We start from the raw sequence: 17,596 nt of genomic DNA, 5'->3' as shown, positions 1-17,596 counted from the left end.
TGGGCAGCCGCGACGAGCACAAGTCGCACGCGCCCCTCAGCGGGGCAACCGCCCAGCCGCACTCCGGTAGCCTCGTTACCCGTGGCCCACCTCTTAGGAGCCGAAGCGCTCCACCTCGAATTCCCTACCCGCGTCGTGTTTGACAATGTGACGATCGGGCTCAACGAGGGCGACCGTGTCGGCGTCGTCGGCCGGAACGGCGATGGCAAGTCCACGCTGATCAAGCTGCTCGCCGGCCGCATCGAGCCCGACGGTGGCCGGGTCACTCGGCGCGGCGACGTGACGCTCGGCATGCTCGACCAGGCCGACGAGCTTCCGGACGACCTGATCCTCAGCCACGCCATCGTCGGCGACCGTGAGGAGTACGAGTGGGCCGGCGACGCCCGGGTGCGCGATGTCATCGCGGGCCTGGTCGGCGACATCCCGTGGGATTCCCGCATCGGCGACCTGAGTGGTGGCCAGCGCCGCCGCGTCGCGCTCGCCGCGCTGCTGGTCGGCGACTGGGACGTGCTGTTCCTCGACGAGCCCACCAACCACCTCGACGTCGAGGGCATCTCCTGGCTCGCCGAGCACCTGAAGCGGCGCTGGCCGGCCAACCAGGGCGGGCTCATCGTCGTGACCCACGACCGGTGGTTCCTCGACGAGGTCTCCACCGACACCTGGGAAGTGCACGACCGCATCATCGAGCCCTTTGAGGGCGGCTATGCGGCCTATATCCTGCAACGCGTCGAGCGCGACCGGATGGCCGCGGCATCCGAATCCAAACGGCAGAACATCATGCGCAAGGAACTCGCCTGGCTGCGCCGCGGGGCGCCGGCCCGGTCGACGAAGCCGAAGTTCCGAATGGATGCCGCGTACGAGATCATCGCGAACGAACCGCCGCCGCGCGACACGGTGTCGCTGCAGTCGATGGCCATGCAGCGCCTCGGCAAGGACGTCGTCGACTTGCTTGACGTGGGTGTCAGCTACGGCGAGAAGACCGTATTGAAGGATGTCGAGTGGCGGATCGCACCGGGGGAGCGCACCGGCATCCTGGGCATCAACGGGGCCGGCAAGTCCACCCTGCTCGGGCTCGTCGCGGGAGCGGTGCAGCCCACCAGTGGCCGGGTGAAGCGCGGCAAGACGGTGAAGGTCGCCATCCTCGACCAGCAGCTCGCTGAACTTGCCGAGGTGCAGCACGAGCCGGTACGAACCATCATCGGACGGCAGAAGTCGTCGTACGTTGCCGGCGGCAAGGAAGTCACGCCGGGCCAGCTGCTGGAGCGGCTCGGTTTCGACAGCGCGCAGCTGAGCACCCCGGTGAAGGACCTCAGTGGTGGCCAGAAGCGTCGCCTGCAGCTGCTCCTGATCCTGCTCGACGAGCCGAACGTGCTGATCCTCGACGAGCCCACGAACGACCTCGACACCGACATGCTCGCCGCGATGGAGGACCTGCTCGACTCGTTCCCCGGCACGCTGCTCGTGGTCAGCCACGACCGGTACCTGATCGAGCGCGTCACCGACCAGCAGTATGCGGTGCTGCACGGGCACTTCCGGCACCTGCCCGGTGGTGTGGAGGAGTACCTCAAGCTCGGGAAGGTTCCGGCGGGCAACCCGCTGGTTGAGGAGCGAGCGTCAGCGAGCGTCTCGAAGCCCGGCCTCGGCGGGGCCGAGCGCCGCAACGCGGAGAAGGAACTCGCCGCCGCCGACCGCAAGCTGAAGAAGCTGGCGGCCGAGATCGAGAAGCAGCACGTGGCGTTCGCGGCGCACGACCAGGCCGACTACGCCGGGCTCGGCGAGTTGCAGAGCAGTCAGCGGGCGCTGGAGGAGCAGGTCGCCGTGCTCGAGTCTCGCTGGCTGGAGCTGACCGACCTGCTCGAGGCGTAGCCGCGAGCGTTAGTCGTGACGCGCAAACGGGGGATTGCCGACACGCCGGGTAGACAGATCGTTCTTCAGATGACACTCGTTCCTCGTTACCTATTCATGTCTCGTTAACCATTTCGACTGCGGCTGTACAAGCGTCAGAGCGCCCAAATTCACAGGGAATCCTTAGCTTTCTCGATGAAGAGCCTGACCCGATTGGCTCGCACGAGAAAGTGGCACAGAGGCTATGGGCGTTCCGCGCATCATATTCACCCGCTTCGCGAACGCTGACAGCCCCAAGCTGGCACCGTGGCGTGCCCACCGCCGCAGGGTGGTCGGCGCGACCGCCGAAACCGGCCGCACCACCCCCAACCCGGAGCGGCTCGCCGTGGTCTGGCAACTCGTCTCGGCGAACAACCGTGAGCTGGCTCGAAGCGCCGACGTCTTCGATGACTTTCAGGATGCCGTCATCTCGGCCACCGAGGCGGTCGACTTCGTGGCCAGCGACGGAGCGGTCATCCTCACCAGCGACGAGCGTCAGGGTTCGTACGGCTGGTACCTCAGCATCTTCGGCCACCCTGCCGTGGTGTGCGCCCGCTGGTACGTCGCCGAGCGGGAACGCCGTCACGCCGTCGCACTGACCCTGAAGTCGCTGCCGCTCGCCGAGATCGCGCGCGGAGCCCGGCAGTATGTCGACAGCCAGTCGGTGAGCCAGCGCTCCCTCGTCTGATGCGCGACAATGCGCGACTGATGACTGCCCACGGATGATGGCCGACTCACCCACCGGCCTGATCGCGGGCCGCTACCGGCTCGGCGAACTGCTCGGAACAGGTGGCTCCGCGTCGGTCTTCGCCGCCATCGATGAGCGCGACCAGTCCGCGGTTGCCGTCAAGATCCTGCACCCGCACCTGGCGAGCTCTCTCGCAGCGCGAGAAGCGATCTTCGCCGAGGCACGCGCGGCGACGGCCCTGCAGCATCCCAATGTCGCGGCAGCATTCGACGTCGGCGTGCACGATGTGGGGGAGGGGGCGCTCGCCTGGATCGCCATGCAGCGCGCGCCCGGCCTTACCCTCAGCGAAATGGTGCACCAGCGCGGCCCGCTCCGGATTGACGACGCGCTCACCCTCGCCGAGGGAGTGCTGCTCGCGCTCGAGGCCTCCCATGCGATCGGGCTCATCCACCGTGACATTTCGCCCGCGAACGTCATGATCGACCTGGCCGACGGCCATCCACTCACCGTCTCCGGTGTGCGCCTGCTCGACTTCGGCCTGGCCGACGCCGCCGGCCGCGCCGCGATCAGCGTCGACGCCGACATCCCGGAACGGCACGGCATCCTCGGCAGCGCCCACTACACGTCGCCCGAGCAGGCCAACGGTGCCGCCGTCGACGAGCGGGGCGACCTCTACCAACTCGGCGGCGTGCTGCACTTCGCGCTGACCGGCCAGCCGCCCTACCCGCGAGACACCGTGCAGGCCACATTGGCCGCGCACGTGAACGCGCCGCCCGCGGTGCCCTCCGTCACGCGTCGCGGTATCCCTCGGGTTATCGACCGCATCGTGGTCAAGGCGATGATCAAAGACCCCGCGGCCCGATTCCAGACAGCCGCCGGAATGGCCGTCGCGGTGCGTGAGGTGCGCGGCATGCTTGCCGCTTCGACCGCGGACGAGCTGACACCGGATGCCGCGGACCAGGGCGACTCGCGCACCCGAGTACTGAGCCCGGCCGCAGAGACCGTGGTGCTGCGCCAGACCGTGCCGCCCAGCGGCAGCGCAGGAACGGCCAAACCGACCAAACCGAAACGAGCACCGCGCCGCGCCACCACCGGTGCGGGCCGAGGCGTCGGGGCGGGGCTCGCCGGCCTGGTCGTGGCAGGGCTCATCGTCACGTCGTGGCTGCTCGCGTCGGCGTCGCCCGGTACCGTCGTGGCCGAACCGCCGAGCACTTCGTCGGCCAGCCCCGAGCCGACCGCGAGCACAGCGCCGCAACCGTCTCGAGCACCACGCCCCGCCGTGACCGGGGCCACAGTTCCGGCCGTGGAGTTTGCGACCCTCCACGCTGCGCGGGCGGCCCTAGTTGCCGTCGGCCTGACGATTGGCGAAATAACCGTTCAGAACTCCACCGAGGCCGGCGACACCGTGCTCGGAGCCTCGCCGGCACCGGGCTCGCCGTTGCCGCTGGGTGGCAGGGTCGATCTCGTGGTGGCGTCCGGCTCGAACACGGTGCCAGAGGTGCGGGGGATGTCGCAGGCCGACGCCGAGGCGACGATCCGATCCGCCGGGTTCACCACTTCGGTGCGCACGAGTACGGCCCCCGCCGCCGGCCCAATCGGCAGCGCGCTGAGCGTGGGCACCGTGCTGTCTAGCGTACCTAGCGCTCAATCCCAGCTGCGTCTCGGCGATGAGGTCGCCCTGGTGGTGGCAGCCGCCCCGCGCGAGCCGGCGACGCCAACACCGACTCCCACGCCAACCCCCACACCTACTCCCACTCCGGCGCCGAGCCAGTCGCCCGCGCCGCCCGCAGACGCGGCATCCGACCCGCGTTAGACGCGGCCGGATCTCCTCAGAGCTCGTATACGCGGTAGTCGGCAACTAGGTGCCTGTTGTTCACCTTGCGCGGCGAATCTCGGCCGTGACGGTAAAACCGGCAGCGTCGCCAGCCGTCCAAACCCCCACCTCATCCCACCCAGTTTCATGCGCCAACCCCCGCTACGCCCCGAGGAATTAATGCTGACCACGCTGCCCGCGACATCCAGGACTGACGTCCTGGACGAACTCGGCAACCCGGTGACCCAGCCGAAGCGGTCACTCCAGGCAAAGCCATCCGGCTCCGACCGTGCATTCCGCACCATCGCCACCTCGGCGGGCGCCATCACCGTGTGCGTGATGCTCGCGGTCGGCCTGTTCCTGTCGCTCCGTGCCGGTGACGCGATCTCCGTCGCCGGCTTCGGCTTCCTCACCGAGCAGCAGTGGTCGCCCGAGACTGGCACATTCGGCATCGCCGCGGTGCTGTTCGGCACCGTGATGATCGCCATCATCGCGATGTGCGTGTCGGTGCCGCTGGCGCTCGGAACCTCGCTGCTTATCTCCGAAGTACTGATGGGCCGTCTCAAACAGTGGGCCATCACGCTGGTCGACCTGATGGCCGCCGTGCCGAGCGTGGTCTTCGGACTGTGGGGCGTGTTCTTCCTACAGGAGAGCATCATCCCGGTCTCGCGCTGGATCTCTACCTACTTCGGCTGGATCCCTTTCTTCGCGGTGACCGATCAAGATGGCGCCGCGATGACCGACGCGTCGGCCTTCACCTCATCAGCGTTCATCGCCGGCATCGTGGTCGGCCTGATGGTGGTGCCGACGCAGACCTCGATCATGCGCGAAGCGTTCATGCAGGCGCCCGCGGGGGAGCGGGAGGCCGCGTTCGCGCTCGGCTCCACGCGCTGGGGCATGATCGGCGCCGTCGTGCTGCCGTTCGGCCGCGGCGGCATCATCGGTGGAACGATGCTCGGCCTCGGTCGCGCGTTGGGCGAGACGATCGCGGTCTACATGATCATCTCGCCGATCTTCACGATCAACTGGCAGGCGCTGAAGACCGGCAGCAACTCGGTATCCGCGCTCGTCGCCCTGCGCTACGGCGAGGCGAGTGAGTTCGCGCTCTCGGCGCTGATGGCGGCGGGCCTCGTTCTCTTCCTCATCACCCTGGTGATCAACTTCACCGCGTCGTCGATTGTCGCGCGGTCCCGGTCCGGCGCAGATAGCGAGGGATGATGACGATCACACTCGACGCCACCGCAACCGCCACCACCACCGTCACCGACGAGCTGCCCGAGGCCGAAGCACGCACCAACATCCCGATCCGCGACGGAATCGAGCTCGGCCCGCGCCGCCGAGTACGCTCGGCCCGCCTCGACGACCAGTACGCCGTGCTCGGCGCGGCCGCTGGCGCCTTGGCCATCGCCGTGTTGTTGTTCGGCTGGATTGCACCGCTGAGCGGAATCGTCGGCTTCGTGGCCGTCGCGTTCCTCGGCTTCATCGCGCTGTACGCACTACTGGTAAGCACCACCTCCGACGGACGCGAAGTAACCGATCGCATCATGACGGTAGTGCTCTCGAGTGCCGGCCTCATCCTGTTCGGTGCTCTGCTGTTCGTCGTGATCTTCACGCTGCTGCGCGGGCAAGAGGCGCTCGTCCACGTGAATTTCTTCTTCAACGACATGGAGTTCGCCGGCCCGCTCGACGGACTCGACGTCGGCGGTGTCGCGCACGCCCTCGTAGGCACGCTCATCCAGATCGGCATCGCCCTGGCCATCTCGATCCCACTCGGCATCGTCACCGCCCTGTTCCTGAACGAGATCGGCGGCCGCTTCGCGCGGTTCGTGCGCACTATCGTCGACGCGATGACCGCGCTGCCCTCGATCGTCGCCGGCCTGTTCGTCTACTCCGCAATCATCCTGGTCTTCACCCATCAGCGCTCGGGTTTCGCGGCCGCGCTCGCGATCACGGTGATGATGCTGCCGATCATCGTGCGGGCATCGGATGTCGTGCTTCGACTGGTCGCCGGAAACCTGCGTGAGGCGTCCTATGCTCTCGGGGCATCACGGTGGCGCACGGTGTGGCACGTGGTGCTGCCGACCGCTCGCTCGGGTCTGGTCACCGCGGTGATCCTCGGAACGGCGCGCGGCATCGGCGAGACCTCGCCCGTGCTGCTCACCTCGGGCATCACGAACGTGATGAACACCAACCCGTTCCAGGGCCCGATGATCTCGCTGCCGTTGCAGGTGTTCGACTTCGTGCGCTCGCCCGAGCCGAACATCGTCGCCCGCGGTTTCGGCACCGCCGCGGTGCTGCTGCTGCTGGTGCTCGCCCTCTTTGCAATCGCCCGCCTGATCGGCGGTCGCGGAGCAGGCAACCTGTCGCCGCGGCAGCAGCGCGCCGCCCGGGCAGCCTCGGCACGCGACGCCGCCCGAATCAATACCGCCGCCCGCCGCGCGGCATCCGCACCACCTCTGGAGGAACCACGATGACCCCGCCGAAGCGTCGCCTCAAGCGACTTGTCGCCGCCCTCGGTGTGGCGCTGCTCTCCATCGGAATCGCCATGCCCTCGCACGCCGCGTCGTGGGAGGTCATTACCGGAACCGGATCCACGTGGTCGCAGAACGCGCTCGACCAGTGGCGTACCAACGTGGCATCCAACTACGGCATGACGGTGAACTACTCGGGCGTCGGTTCATCGGCCGGTCGTCGTGATTTCATCATGGGCAGCATCGACTACGCGGTCAGCGAGATCCCCTTCCAGTCGCGTCCCGAAGACAACTCCGCTCCGGAGGTGCCGAAGCGCGGCTACGCTTACATGCCCATCGTCGCCGGTGGTACGGCGTTCATGTACCACCTGAACATTGGCGGCAAGCGGGTCACGAACCTCCGCCTGTCCGGCGAGACGATCACTAAGATCTTCACCGGTGGAATCAAGAAGTGGAACGACCCGGCGATCGTCGCGGACAACCCGGGCCTGGCGATGCCCGACAAGAACATCGTGCCCGTCGTGCGATCGGACGGCTCGGGATCGACGGCCCAATTCACGCTGTGGATGTCGAAGCAGCATCCGTCGCTCTGGAACGCCTTCTGCGCCACGGTCAACCGACCGAACCCCTGTGGGCTGACATCGCAGTACCCGCTGTTCGGCAGCGCCAAGGGGCAGAGCGGCTCGTCCGGTGTGGCCGGCTATGTCAGCCAGGGCTACGGCGAGGGCGCCATCACGTACGTTGAGTACTCCTACGCGCTTGAGGCGGGCTTCCCGGTCGCCAAGGTGCTGAACGCGTCCGACCACTACGTTGAGCCCACTGCAGACTCGGTGGCGGTCGCCCTACTGGAGGCGCAGATCAACACCACCGCGGGATCGGCCGATTACCTGACGCAGATCCTCGACGGCGTCTACAACAGCACGGACCCGCGCACCTATCCGCTCTCCAGCTACTCGTACATGATCGTGCCCACCGAGGTAGGCGGCGTGTTCACCACCGCCAAGGGCAATACGCTGGGCGCTTTCGCCAGCTATATGCTGTGCGAGGGGCAGCAACAGGCCGAAGACCTTGGCTATTCGCCACTACCGATGAACCTGGTGCTTGCCGGCTTCGACCAGATCAAGCGCATTCCCGGGGCGGGTTCGGCCAGCGTCGACGTGAATGCCTGCAACAACCCGACCTTCAAGCCGGGTGACTCGCCGAACAGCAACCAGCTCGCGCTCACGGCGGCGCAGCCGGCTGACTGCGACAAGCGTGGACCGAACCAGTGTGTGACCGGTACCGCCGGCGCCAAGCAGGAGACCGCAGTGACCGGGTCTGGCACGGGCGGAGCTGCCGCGGGTGCTGCTGGTGCCGGTGCCGGCGGTGCCGGCGGCGCTGCTGGAGCTTCGGGCGCTGGCGCGGCTGCCGGCGCCGCGGGCGGCACTGGTGCAGCCGGGGCAGTTGTCGCTGCGCCGCCGGTCTACGACGAGAGCGGCAACCTGATCTCGGGGGGAACCGGCGCCATCACGGGTGTCGCGCTCGCTTCACCGTTCACAGTTGACGATGAGCGCTGGGGCTGGCAGCAGTCGGCGATGCTCGGTGCAGTGCTGCTGCTGCTCGCGGCGATCGTGCTTCCGCCCGTCGTCTCTCCGTGGCTGCTGCGCCGCAAGTCGGGAGCAGACAAATGAGCGCCGCCGCCAGAGTGACCCGGGCTTCGGTCTGGGGTCGGGCCGGCATCACCGGTCTCCTGGTCGGAACAGTGGTGGCCGCGGTGGTCGGTGCGGGTGGAGCGGTAATTCCCGCTGACCCCGCGATGGCAGCAGATGACACGCTCACCTCGAGCGCAGTGACACTGACCAACAAAGCCAACGCGCTCAACGCTGAGGATGCACCGTTCCCCGACCTCGAGGTCACGGTCTCGCAGACGAGTGATCTGGTGTCGCAGGGCATTCGCGTGAGCTGGAAGAACAGCAAGAAGTCGGAGAGTCCCGATACGAACCACGGCGGCGAGAACTTCCTGCAGATCGCGCAGTGCTGGGGCGAGGACCCCGATAATCCTGGTCACCCCGATCGTCGCACGTGCCAGTACGGCGGCGGCCGCGCGGCCGGGTCGGAGCGTGACGGCTTCGCGGGGTTGGACACGACCGCGCCGGAGGATGCGAAGTACACCGCCGACCTCGGGTTCTACGCCTACACCGGTATCCCGTTCGTGGCGACGAATTCCGCAGGCATTGTCGACGAGAAGCAGGCACCCGCTGACCGTGTGCTCGACAATTTCACCACGACCCCCGGCGGGCAGATCCAGCGCAAGCCGGAAGCGCAGATGGTCGATCTGAGTAACAACCAGTTCTTTACCCGATTCACGACCAACGAAGTCAGGTGGGCACCGGCAGGGTCCGACGGCTCCGGATCGGTCCCGTTCGAGGTGCAGACGGCCATGCAGTCCACTGCGCTCGGCTGCGGGACGCCGATTGTCCAGCCGGACAACACCGCAGTGGGCCAGTCATGCTGGCTCGTCGTCATCCCGCGTGGCACGGGCGACTCGGGCGAGGTATCGAACAGCAAATCTGGCCTGTGGTGGGATGCCTGGGAACACCACCTCGCCGTGAAGCTGGAGTTCAAGCCGCTTGGCGTTCGCTGTGAGATTGGCGCTGCCGAACGCCATCTGGCAGGAAGTGAACTCGTCGCAGGCGCGGTGGCATCGTGGCAGCCCGAACTCTGTATCGGTGAGAACGGGTCTCCGTTCGTTTTGAGCACCGGCAACGAGGCCGATGCTGCGACCAAGGCGGCCGGCACGAAACCGAGTCCACTGGCCTTCGTCTCCCGACCACTCGACCTCAGCCGAGTCAGCGACACTAAGGACCCGCTGGTATACGCCCCGGTCGCGCTGTCGGGGGTGGTGTTTTCGTTCGCGATCGACCGGCAGCCGCACCCGGTCGACGCCACTCAAGAGCAGAAGTCGCGAGCGGGGTTACCGCTGACCGAGATGAAGCTCACGCCACGCCTCGTCGCGAAGCTGCTCACCGCGTCGTACGTCGATTCGCTTCCGGGCGGAGCCGACAAGTCGCACATCGGCTACAAGAGCTTCCGGGAGCCCGGCAAAAATCCGCGCACCATCATCCAGGACCCGGAGTTTCGCAAGTACAACGACGCGGAGTGGGCCGCGCAGATCATCGTGTCGGCTTCGGTCGCCGACATGCTCGTCCCGTCAGGGCGATCCGATCTTGCGGTTCGCGTCTGGGAGTACGTGCTGGCAGATCCCGAAGCTCGGGCCTGGCTCGACGGCAAGGCCGACGAGTGGGGCATGGTCGTCAACCCCTGGTACTCGACGAACACGGAGGTCCTGGCGACGGTGAACCCAGAGGGCGTACCCCTTGTGCTGCCGACGGATTCCTTCCCGAAGGCCGACCCGATCGAAAAGCCCGACACGACGGTGAGCGATCCTGCTAACGGCACGGGTACGGTCAACCTAGTCACGTGGCGTCCCTTCACGCCCAGCTTCACAGACGGCGCCTACAATGTGTTGCGCGCCGATGGGCTGATTCTCGGCGGATGGAATAAGTTCTCTATCCCTCCGAAATACGACAAGTCGGCGCGCGAGCTGTTCGGCAGCCAGAAGGTCATCGGCGCGACCACGGCCCCCGCGGCTGCGCTGTACCAGACGGTTGCCGCGTCACTGCGAAACCCTGCCGGTGAGTTCGTCCAACCGACCGAGGCAGGCATGCTCGCGGCCACGGCAGCGATGTCGCCGACCGCGGCGCATCCCAACGTGTTGCAGTTTGACCCAGTCGGTGCGAATGCGAAGGCTGCCCCCACTGCGTACCCGCTGACCATGCCCGTGTACGCGGCGATTAACCCGTTGCAGACCGATGCCGAACTCCGCGGGGTTTACGCGAACCTCATCCGTTACGCTGCGAGCGAGGGCCAGACGCCGGGGACGGACATTGGGGAGCTGCCGCCGGGCTATGCCCCACTGCCGAAGGGCTGGGTCAACCAGGCCATCAATGCGGCGCAGATGATCGAGCAAGGAATCGATCCATACGCTATCGTGCAGCCTCCCGCGGATACGCCTGCATCGCAGACATCGCAGACATCGCAGGCATCGCAGGCATCGTCTGGGACGCCGTCACGAACCAGCGGCGGATCGGTTCCGTCGCCGGTGAGCGCAGCTGAGCCCATGCCCACGAGTCCGAACGCTTCGGGCCAAGCGGCAGGGGCGCTGGCCGGGGTGACGACCCCGGACGATCCCGAGATCGGGGCTGCGGCGGCGGCCGTGCCCGCCGGACTGGCCTCCGGGCTCGCGGCGGCACTGGCGGTTCCACTCCTGTCGCGGATCAGGCGCCGAACATGACGGCTTTGCAGAAGGTCCCAGAAAGCCATAATTCGCCGAGTGTTTACCCGAGGCACCCAGCCTCGTCACGGGTAGACATTCGGCCCAAACAGACTTGGCGGCCCCCGTGCAGGGGAGCCGCCAATACGCCCGCTTGACCAAGCAGGCGTTTGTCGCACAAAACCCCCTCGAGAAAAAGGAAATTGTGAACAAGAAGAAAATTGTAGCAGCGGTTGCTGTTGCCGGCGTGGCTGCCTCGCTCGTAGTCAGCAGCGCGGCATACGCCGAGCCGGTGTCGAGCAGCGTCGTGGTCGTGGGCTCGGACACGTTGCAGGACGTCATGAACGCACTTGCCAACGGCACCAGCATCTCGGGCGGCTCCGTCCGTTCGCTCGCCGGCGACTCCACCATCGGCTCGTTTGACGCCACGGGTTCGACGTGGATCCAGACCAAGCCCAACGGCGCCCGTTTTGGCCGTCCCAACGGCTCGGGCGACGGCGTTAAGGCGCTCAGCCGCTCGATCGACGGCGGAGCATACACCTCGGCCACGCCCGGCTCGCCCGTCGGTGTCACGATCACCGGCCAGGTTGACGTCGCGCGCTCGTCGTCGGGCGCCGGTGCCGCAGCCAACCCCACGGGTCCGCTGCTGTACATCCCGTTCGGTCGCGACGCCCTGTCGTACGCGCACTCGGGTGGTGCCAACGCGGCATTCGACAGCATCGACCAGGCGACGCTCGAGGGCCTCTTCGAGTGCACCATCACCACGGTCGGTGGTGTCACCGTCACGCCCGTGATCCCTCAGGCGGGTTCCGGCACACGTAAGGACTTCATCGCCAAGATCAACGTCACCGAGGGATCCATGCTCGAGGTCTCCGAGGGCGGCTGCGTCGTTGTCGGCCAGGAGCACGACACCAAGAACCTCGCCGACGGCTCGGCCTTCCCGGCCAATGCGGTCACCGCGATGTCGGCCGCCCAGTGGGTGGCGCAGAACACCGGTGCGGGCGTCGACCGCCGCGGAGCCGGTGTCAAGATCGGCTCGCCGATCGCCGGCACCCCGGCCGTCACCGGCACGGGCGCCTCGATGGTCCCGAACAAGCCGTTCTACGACAACACCACGTGGGGCCGCGACACCTACGTCGTTGTCCAGAACGCCCGCGTCACCGTCGGCGACCCGGTGTATGACGCCAAGCTCGCCAACCTCGTGAGCAACGCCACCAGCAAGCTCGGCAACACCCAGAGCACCCTGCCCGGCCAGGCCGGTTCGGTGAAGAAGAAGTTCGGCTTCCTCGCGCCTTCAACCACCACCCCCACCCGCGCCAACCTCTCCTGATCTGACTAGCCGGGTGGGCGGGTGAACTCGCCCGCCCGGCACCCCACCCGTATCACCTTCGAAGCATCATCTCGACACTTACAAGAAGGAATCTCATGAACATCAGCAAGAAGTGGGGCGCGGCCGCGGCCGGTGCCCTCAGCCTCGCCCTCCTGGGCGGCGGCGTGACCGCAGCGAACGCCGCCCCCGGCGACCCCGTGGACCCGCAGCCGGTCGGCTCCGCCGCGGCGGGCTCGAAGGGCGGATTCTTCCTCTTCGACTCCGAAGCAGTGCGCGCCGACGTCGACCCGAACCGAGTCTTCACGCGCGACGAGTACCTGTTCGCCGCCGCCGACGACGTCGACTTCCTCGCCGAGACGAACCCGGCCGCCACGCGCCCGGTCAGCGGTGCCACGCCGTTCACCGAGGTGTACCGCTTCCTCGCGGAAAAGAACGACGTGGATCTCATGGGCGGTCTGAACACCTGGAACGCCTACGCCAATGACAGCGCAGCTGGCCCCAACGGTGGAACGCTGACCCCGGAGATGACACTTGACTCCTTCGGAGTCGGGGGCCCCGGCGGCATCGCCGATGACATCGCCGCTGGTGGTTCCTTCTGGTACGGCATCGGATACACCTACTCCAACGGTGTACAGGTTGCCGGCGTGGTCTACCGCGAGATCAACATCGAGGCCGGCACGGGTAACTACACCGTCAGCCCGATGGTGCTTGAGCAGGCAGTCGCGTTCGCTCCTGACTTCGCGAACTTCGCCGCCACGGCTGGCGCCACCGCGGAGATCCGCGACGGCAACCTGAACATCGACGCGACTGTGGCGAACGCCAACAAGACCGTCGACGTGTGGGCTGAGGGCACCGGCAAGGTGGCCACGGTCACGCTGGGCGCCGACGGCACCGCCACCAACACCGTGCCGGCTGGCATCGTTGACGGCACCCGCTTCGCCCTTGTGGAAGATCAGAACGGCGCTGCCGATGGTGGCGAGGTCGAGGTTGCCTGGATTGCTACCAGCACCTTCGATTGGGACGACCTGAAGCCGACCACTGGTGCCGCGAACGAGATCAACATCCCGAACCCGGCCGCGGGCAACTCGGTTGTGACGATCGACGCTGGTACCGCGAACGCCAACCAGACGTTCAAGGCAATCGGCTGGTCGACCGAGACCGACCTCGGCAACGTCACCACCGACGGCTCCGGTATCGTCACGATCGACGCCGCGGCTCTCGGCAACGGCGACCACACGATCGCGCTCTTCGACGGCAGCGACCAGGTCGTCGCGTGGGGTACCTTCACCCTCGTCCTCGACGACACCGACAGCGAGACCGACCTGACCGTCAAGGCGCTCACCAGCAACAAGTTCGCGCTCGAAAGCGTCAACACCGCTGCTAACCTCGGTGCAACCAAGCGTGGCACCACCACCACCGAGGTTGACCTCGGCGCCTTCACCGTGGTCGACGACCGCGACCTGCTGCCGGGTTGGACCCTGAGCGCCGCCGCCGCTGACTTCGTGAACTCGGGCGACGAGATCCCCGCTGCTGCGGGCGACGTGATCAACAAGGCTGCCCTGGGCATCGCGCCCAAGGCCGTCAGCACCCTGCCCGTCGGCGTCTCGCTGGCCCCGGCTCAGGTTGCCGGTTCGGGCGCAGGCTCGGCGCTGTTCGCCGAGGGTAACGCCAACTCCTCGACCTTCGAGGCCGGCACGCAGTTCGACGCCGGTCTGACCTTCGCGGTTCCCGCGTCGGCAAAGAAGGGCACGTACACCTCGAAGCTGACCCTCACCCTCGTCACCAAGTAACTCTTGTGACGGGCAGTCAGCCCGACAGGCATAACTGAATAAGCAGTGCGGGAGGTCGTTCGCGGCCTCCCGCACTGTCGTTTCGGCGGCTCGCAAGATGCTGACCGTTTCCGTGGCATCCATCCTCGTCCAGTCGTCGTTCATGTTTTGGTAAAGGCCTCGCACCCGGTCGGTTACCGCCGAATGCGGAAATAGGGCGTGCTCACTTCACCCGAACTCATGCGCGCCCGTAAGCGCATTCGCTCCACTCTGTTCGCCTTCGCTGCCCTACTCATTGCCGTCCCAGTCGGGTTTGCCGCGCCGGCGCACGCCGAGGACAAGATCGGTGTCTCTGCCCGACCGGCGAGCGCCGACGGAAACCCGGACGGCCGCACACGATTCAGCTACAAGGTGGATCCCGGGCAGCGCACCGACGACCATCTTCTGGTGGCCAACACCGGTACCACCGAGCAGAACTTCACGATCGTGGGCACCGACGCCTTCAACGGGGAAGAGGGCGAGTTCGCGCTGCTGCCGACCGACGAGGAGCCAAAGGCCATCGGCCAGTGGGTACGTTTCGAAAACGGGGCGAACCGCATCGAGTTCACGCTTAGTCCGGGCCAGAGCCGCCTGCTGCCGTTCTCTCTCGAGTTGCCCGCCGAGGCTACCCCCGGTGACCATGTCGGCGGACTCATCGCCTCGGTGGTCACCCCGGGTGATCAGGTCACCGTTGACCGGCGCGTCGGAACCCGCATCTACGCACGCGTCTCGGGCCAGATGCAGCCGGGCCTGACGATCAGTGGGATCGAAAGCTCGTATGTCGGCGACTGGTGGAACCCGTTCGCGGGCGCCGTACGGGTCAACTACACGGTGAAGAACAGTGGCAACATCGCCCTCGCCTCGAATGTCTCGCTCGGCGTGCGCACCTGGTTCGGCGCTGCTGCCTCGGCGGACAAGGGCGAAGGAATTCCCGAGCTTCTGCCTGGCTTCACTCGCACCGTAGAAACCGAGATTCCCGCCGTCGCGGCCTGGGGTTACCTCAACCCGTGGGTCACCCTCAAGCCGTTCGTCGACGATAGTGACAGCAGCAAGCGCCTGCCGGTAGCCGAGACCTCGCGCGATTCGGTGCTCATCGCCCTCCCGTGGGTCCTCGGCATCCTCATCGCCCTCGTCGCACTGGTCTTCGTCTTCCGCCGCTGGCGTCGTACCGTGGACGCGAAGCGCGCCGCCGCCTGGATTGAGCACACCGAGAACGAGGCTCGTCGCAAGATCGAGGCCGAGCGAGCTGCTGACGAGGTCAAGGAGCCTGTGGGCGCCAGCGCGTCCGGCGCGAGCGACACGTGAGCCGCAGGCACTGGGGCACCGCGCGGACGGCGTTAGGTGTCAGCATTCTCGTCGTCGCGGCGATCGCTAGCCTCGCCGCGACGACAGTGGGCCGCGCGGTTGCCGCCGAGCCTGAAGCGGACAGCAACCTGTCTGTCACGGTGACGGAAGAGCCCGTTCCCACACCCATCGCCACACCGACCGCTTCGCCAACGCCCTCGCCGACCACCACGCCCAGACCGAGCGGGCCGCCGGCGACCCCGCCAGGGCGAGACCCGGACCGCAACCCCGGACGGCCACCGGGTGGCGACGTCGAGCAAGAAACCATTACCGACCCCGCTGAGGCCGAGGAAGCACTCGGTGACAAACCGTCGGACCTGGGCGGCATCCTCGCGCTCAGTGGACTGACCGCTACGGTCTCCCCAACATTCACACCCGAGAACGGATCCATCACGCTCAGCTTCACCGTCCGCAACACGTCGTCGACCACGTTCAACTCGACCGCGCGCTTCTGGATCACCAACGCCGTCGGTGCGCGAATCGCCGAGGAACAGCACGTGCGCGTGAACAAGCTCGAGCCGAAAGAGACCCGCCGCATCAGCGTGACCTTCAGCAGCCTCGGCCAGTTCGGCGTGCTCAACGGCTTCCTGCAGTTCACCCCGCCCAAGCAGGTTGAGAACACCCAGTTGTCGACCATCACCCGCGACACGCTCATCGTGCTGCCGCCGCTGTTCGGGCTGTCCGTTGTCGCCGGTCTCGGCGGTCTCGGCGGACTGCTGTGGTGGGGGTCCGGAGCTCGTGGCACCCGCTCACGGCTCGGGCTGGAGGGCACGCCGGCATGAGTCTCCCCAGCATTGCCCCGGCCAGCGACCCGCCTGCCCCCGTTGGCGACCCACAAAACGACACGCGGCGTCTGCGCAGGCACGCCCAGCCGCCGAGACCGCCTAAGCCGCCAAAGCCGCCCAAGGGCCCGAGGCTTCCTAAAGGCGCACGGCCACCGCAACCCCCGAAGCGGCTGCCGAAGCCGGCGCCCCCGCCCGTCGTGCTGTCGCCGCGGGACCGGTTGATCCGCGGCATCCTGATCGCGACAGCGGTACTGCTGCTGGCGCTCGTGCTGAACGTCACGGTCGTGGGCCAGGTGCGGCACCTCGTGTCGCAGCAGCAGCTGAGTGACACGTTCCGCGACCAGCTGGAAGAGGGCGTCGCGCCGGTGAGCGAGGGCGACGTGCATAACGTGTTGCTTCCCGACGGCGCGCCGGTTGCCCTGCTTGAGATTCCGAAGCTTGGCGTGAGAGAGGTCGTTGTCGAGGGCACCGACTCCGCCACAACGCAGGCCGGGCCTGGGCACCGCCGTGACACTATGCTGCCCGGGCAGGCCGGTGTCAGCGTCATCATGGGCCGTGCGGCTGCCTACGGCGGCCCGTTCGCCCGTCTGCAGGAACTCGCGCCCGGTGACGTGCTCACAATCGTCACGGGCCAGGGCGAGCACACGTTTGAGGTGATGGGGCTGCGGTATGCGGGCGACCCCGCTCCGCCGCCCTTGAAAGCGGGCGAGAGCCGTGTCGTTCTCACCACCGCGCGGGGCATTCCCTATTCGCCGTCGGGAATCGCCCGCGTCGACGCGCGCCTCACCAGCGAAGCTCAACCCTCGGGTGCCAGGCTGACGAACTTCTTCACCCTGCCCGAGGCCGACCGCGAGCTGAGCGGCGACACCTCGATGGTGTGGGCGCTGGTGTTCGCGCTGCAGTTCCTCGTGGCCGTCGAGATTGCCGCGGTGTGGGCCTTCCGCAACGTCGGCACGCGGCGCACCTGGATCGTCTTTGTACCGCTCACTCTCGTCGCTGGCCTGTGGGTCACGGGCGAGATCGTGAGACTCCTCCCGAATCTGCTGTAGATGTCAATGAATCGAGTGACCATGACCGACCCGAACCCCACCGATGACCGCACGCAGGTGTTGCCCGCCCCTCAACGCCCCGGGTTCGCCTCCGCCGTGTGGGACCGCATCG

12 protein-coding genes are annotated in these 17,596 nt (G+C 67.2%); all 12 read left to right on the top strand.

Annotated features, from left to right (window positions below; all coding sequences use genetic code 11):
• Positions 1-81: 81 nt before the first annotated feature.
• The 12 genes from HCT51_RS12680 to HCT51_RS12625 all read left to right on the top strand — a co-directional run bounded on the left by HCT51_RS12680 (position 82) and on the right by HCT51_RS12625 (position 17,484).
• Positions 82-1,866: an ABC-F family ATP-binding cassette domain-containing protein gene (locus tag HCT51_RS12680; RefSeq protein WP_166878458.1), complete on the top strand. Its 1,785-nt coding sequence runs from the start codon at positions 82-84 to the stop codon at positions 1,864-1,866.
• A 223-nt stretch (positions 1,867-2,089) separates the two neighbouring features.
• A complete protein-coding gene (locus HCT51_RS12675) occupies positions 2,090-2,572 on the top strand; it encodes a hypothetical protein (RefSeq protein WP_166878455.1) in 483 nt (160 codons plus the stop codon).
• 37 nt (positions 2,573-2,609) lie between these two features.
• The gene (locus HCT51_RS12670; RefSeq protein ID WP_166878453.1) at positions 2,610-4,385 is read left to right on the top strand and encodes a protein kinase domain-containing protein; all 1,776 of its coding nucleotides are present in this window, start codon (positions 2,610-2,612) and stop codon (positions 4,383-4,385) included.
• 180 nt (positions 4,386-4,565) lie between these two features.
• Positions 4,566-5,603: a phosphate ABC transporter permease subunit PstC gene (gene pstC, locus HCT51_RS12665; RefSeq protein WP_166878451.1), complete on the top strand. Its 1,038-nt coding sequence runs from the start codon at positions 4,566-4,568 to the stop codon at positions 5,601-5,603.
• Positions 5,603-6,859: a phosphate ABC transporter permease PstA gene (gene pstA, locus HCT51_RS12660; RefSeq protein ID WP_166878448.1), complete on the top strand. Its 1,257-nt coding sequence runs from the start codon at positions 5,603-5,605 to the stop codon at positions 6,857-6,859. Before pstC ends, pstA begins: the two co-directional genes overlap by 1 nt.
• Positions 6,856-8,526 carry a phosphate ABC transporter substrate-binding protein PstS gene (gene pstS / locus HCT51_RS12655; protein ID WP_166878445.1) on the top strand — a complete coding sequence of 557 codons (1,671 nt, stop codon included), beginning with the start codon at positions 6,856-6,858 and terminating at the stop codon, positions 8,524-8,526. The genes pstA and pstS overlap by 4 nt, the downstream gene beginning before the upstream one ends.
• Positions 8,523-11,189 carry a hypothetical protein gene (locus HCT51_RS12650; RefSeq protein WP_166878442.1) on the top strand — a complete coding sequence of 889 codons (2,667 nt, stop codon included), beginning with the start codon at positions 8,523-8,525 and terminating at the stop codon, positions 11,187-11,189. The genes pstS and HCT51_RS12650 overlap by 4 nt, the downstream gene beginning before the upstream one ends.
• A gap of 226 nt (positions 11,190-11,415) precedes the next feature.
• A complete protein-coding gene (locus tag HCT51_RS12645; protein ID WP_191413615.1) occupies positions 11,416-12,498 on the top strand; it encodes a hypothetical protein in 1,083 nt (360 codons plus the stop codon).
• 95 nt (positions 12,499-12,593) lie between these two features.
• The gene (locus HCT51_RS12640; RefSeq protein ID WP_166878436.1) at positions 12,594-14,288 is read left to right on the top strand and encodes a hypothetical protein; all 1,695 of its coding nucleotides are present in this window, start codon (positions 12,594-12,596) and stop codon (positions 14,286-14,288) included.
• Between the two features lie 198 nt (positions 14,289-14,486).
• Entirely contained in the window at positions 14,487-15,611 is a 1,125-nt protein-coding gene (locus HCT51_RS12635) for a WxL protein peptidoglycan domain-containing protein (RefSeq protein ID WP_166878433.1), read from the top strand.
• Positions 15,608-16,432 (top strand): hypothetical protein, encoded by an 825-nt coding sequence (locus HCT51_RS12630; RefSeq protein WP_166878430.1) that lies wholly within the window; start codon positions 15,608-15,610, stop codon positions 16,430-16,432. The genes HCT51_RS12635 and HCT51_RS12630 overlap by 4 nt, the downstream gene beginning before the upstream one ends.
• Positions 16,433-16,632: 200 nt before the next feature.
• A complete protein-coding gene (locus HCT51_RS12625) occupies positions 16,633-17,484 on the top strand; it encodes a sortase (protein WP_224760483.1) in 852 nt (283 codons plus the stop codon).
• The last annotated feature ends 112 nt before the right edge of the window (positions 17,485-17,596 follow it).

Source organism: Salinibacterium sp. ZJ450, from assembly GCF_011751885.2.
Lineage (GTDB): Bacteria > Actinomycetota > Actinomycetes > Actinomycetales > Microbacteriaceae > Ruicaihuangia.
This window is presented reverse-complemented; position numbering and strand designations above follow the sequence as displayed.

Excerpts from the sequence above, each read along its gene's own strand:
- HCT51_RS12675 (WP_166878455.1), top strand. The coding sequence starts at position 2,090 with ATGGGCGTTCCGCGCATCATATTCACCCGCTTCGCGAACGCTGACAGC.
- HCT51_RS12670 (WP_166878453.1), top strand. The coding sequence starts at position 2,610 with ATGGCCGACTCACCCACCGGCCTGATCGCGGGCCGCTACCGGCTCGGC.
- pstC (WP_166878451.1), top strand. The coding sequence starts at position 4,566 with ATGCTGACCACGCTGCCCGCGACATCCAGGACTGACGTCCTGGACGAA.
- pstA (WP_166878448.1), top strand. The coding sequence starts at position 5,603 with ATGACGATCACACTCGACGCCACCGCAACCGCCACCACCACCGTCACC.
- pstS (WP_166878445.1), top strand. The coding sequence starts at position 6,856 with ATGACCCCGCCGAAGCGTCGCCTCAAGCGACTTGTCGCCGCCCTCGGT.
- HCT51_RS12650 (WP_166878442.1), top strand. The coding sequence starts at position 8,523 with ATGAGCGCCGCCGCCAGAGTGACCCGGGCTTCGGTCTGGGGTCGGGCC.
- HCT51_RS12640 (WP_166878436.1), top strand. The coding sequence starts at position 12,594 with ATGAACATCAGCAAGAAGTGGGGCGCGGCCGCGGCCGGTGCCCTCAGC.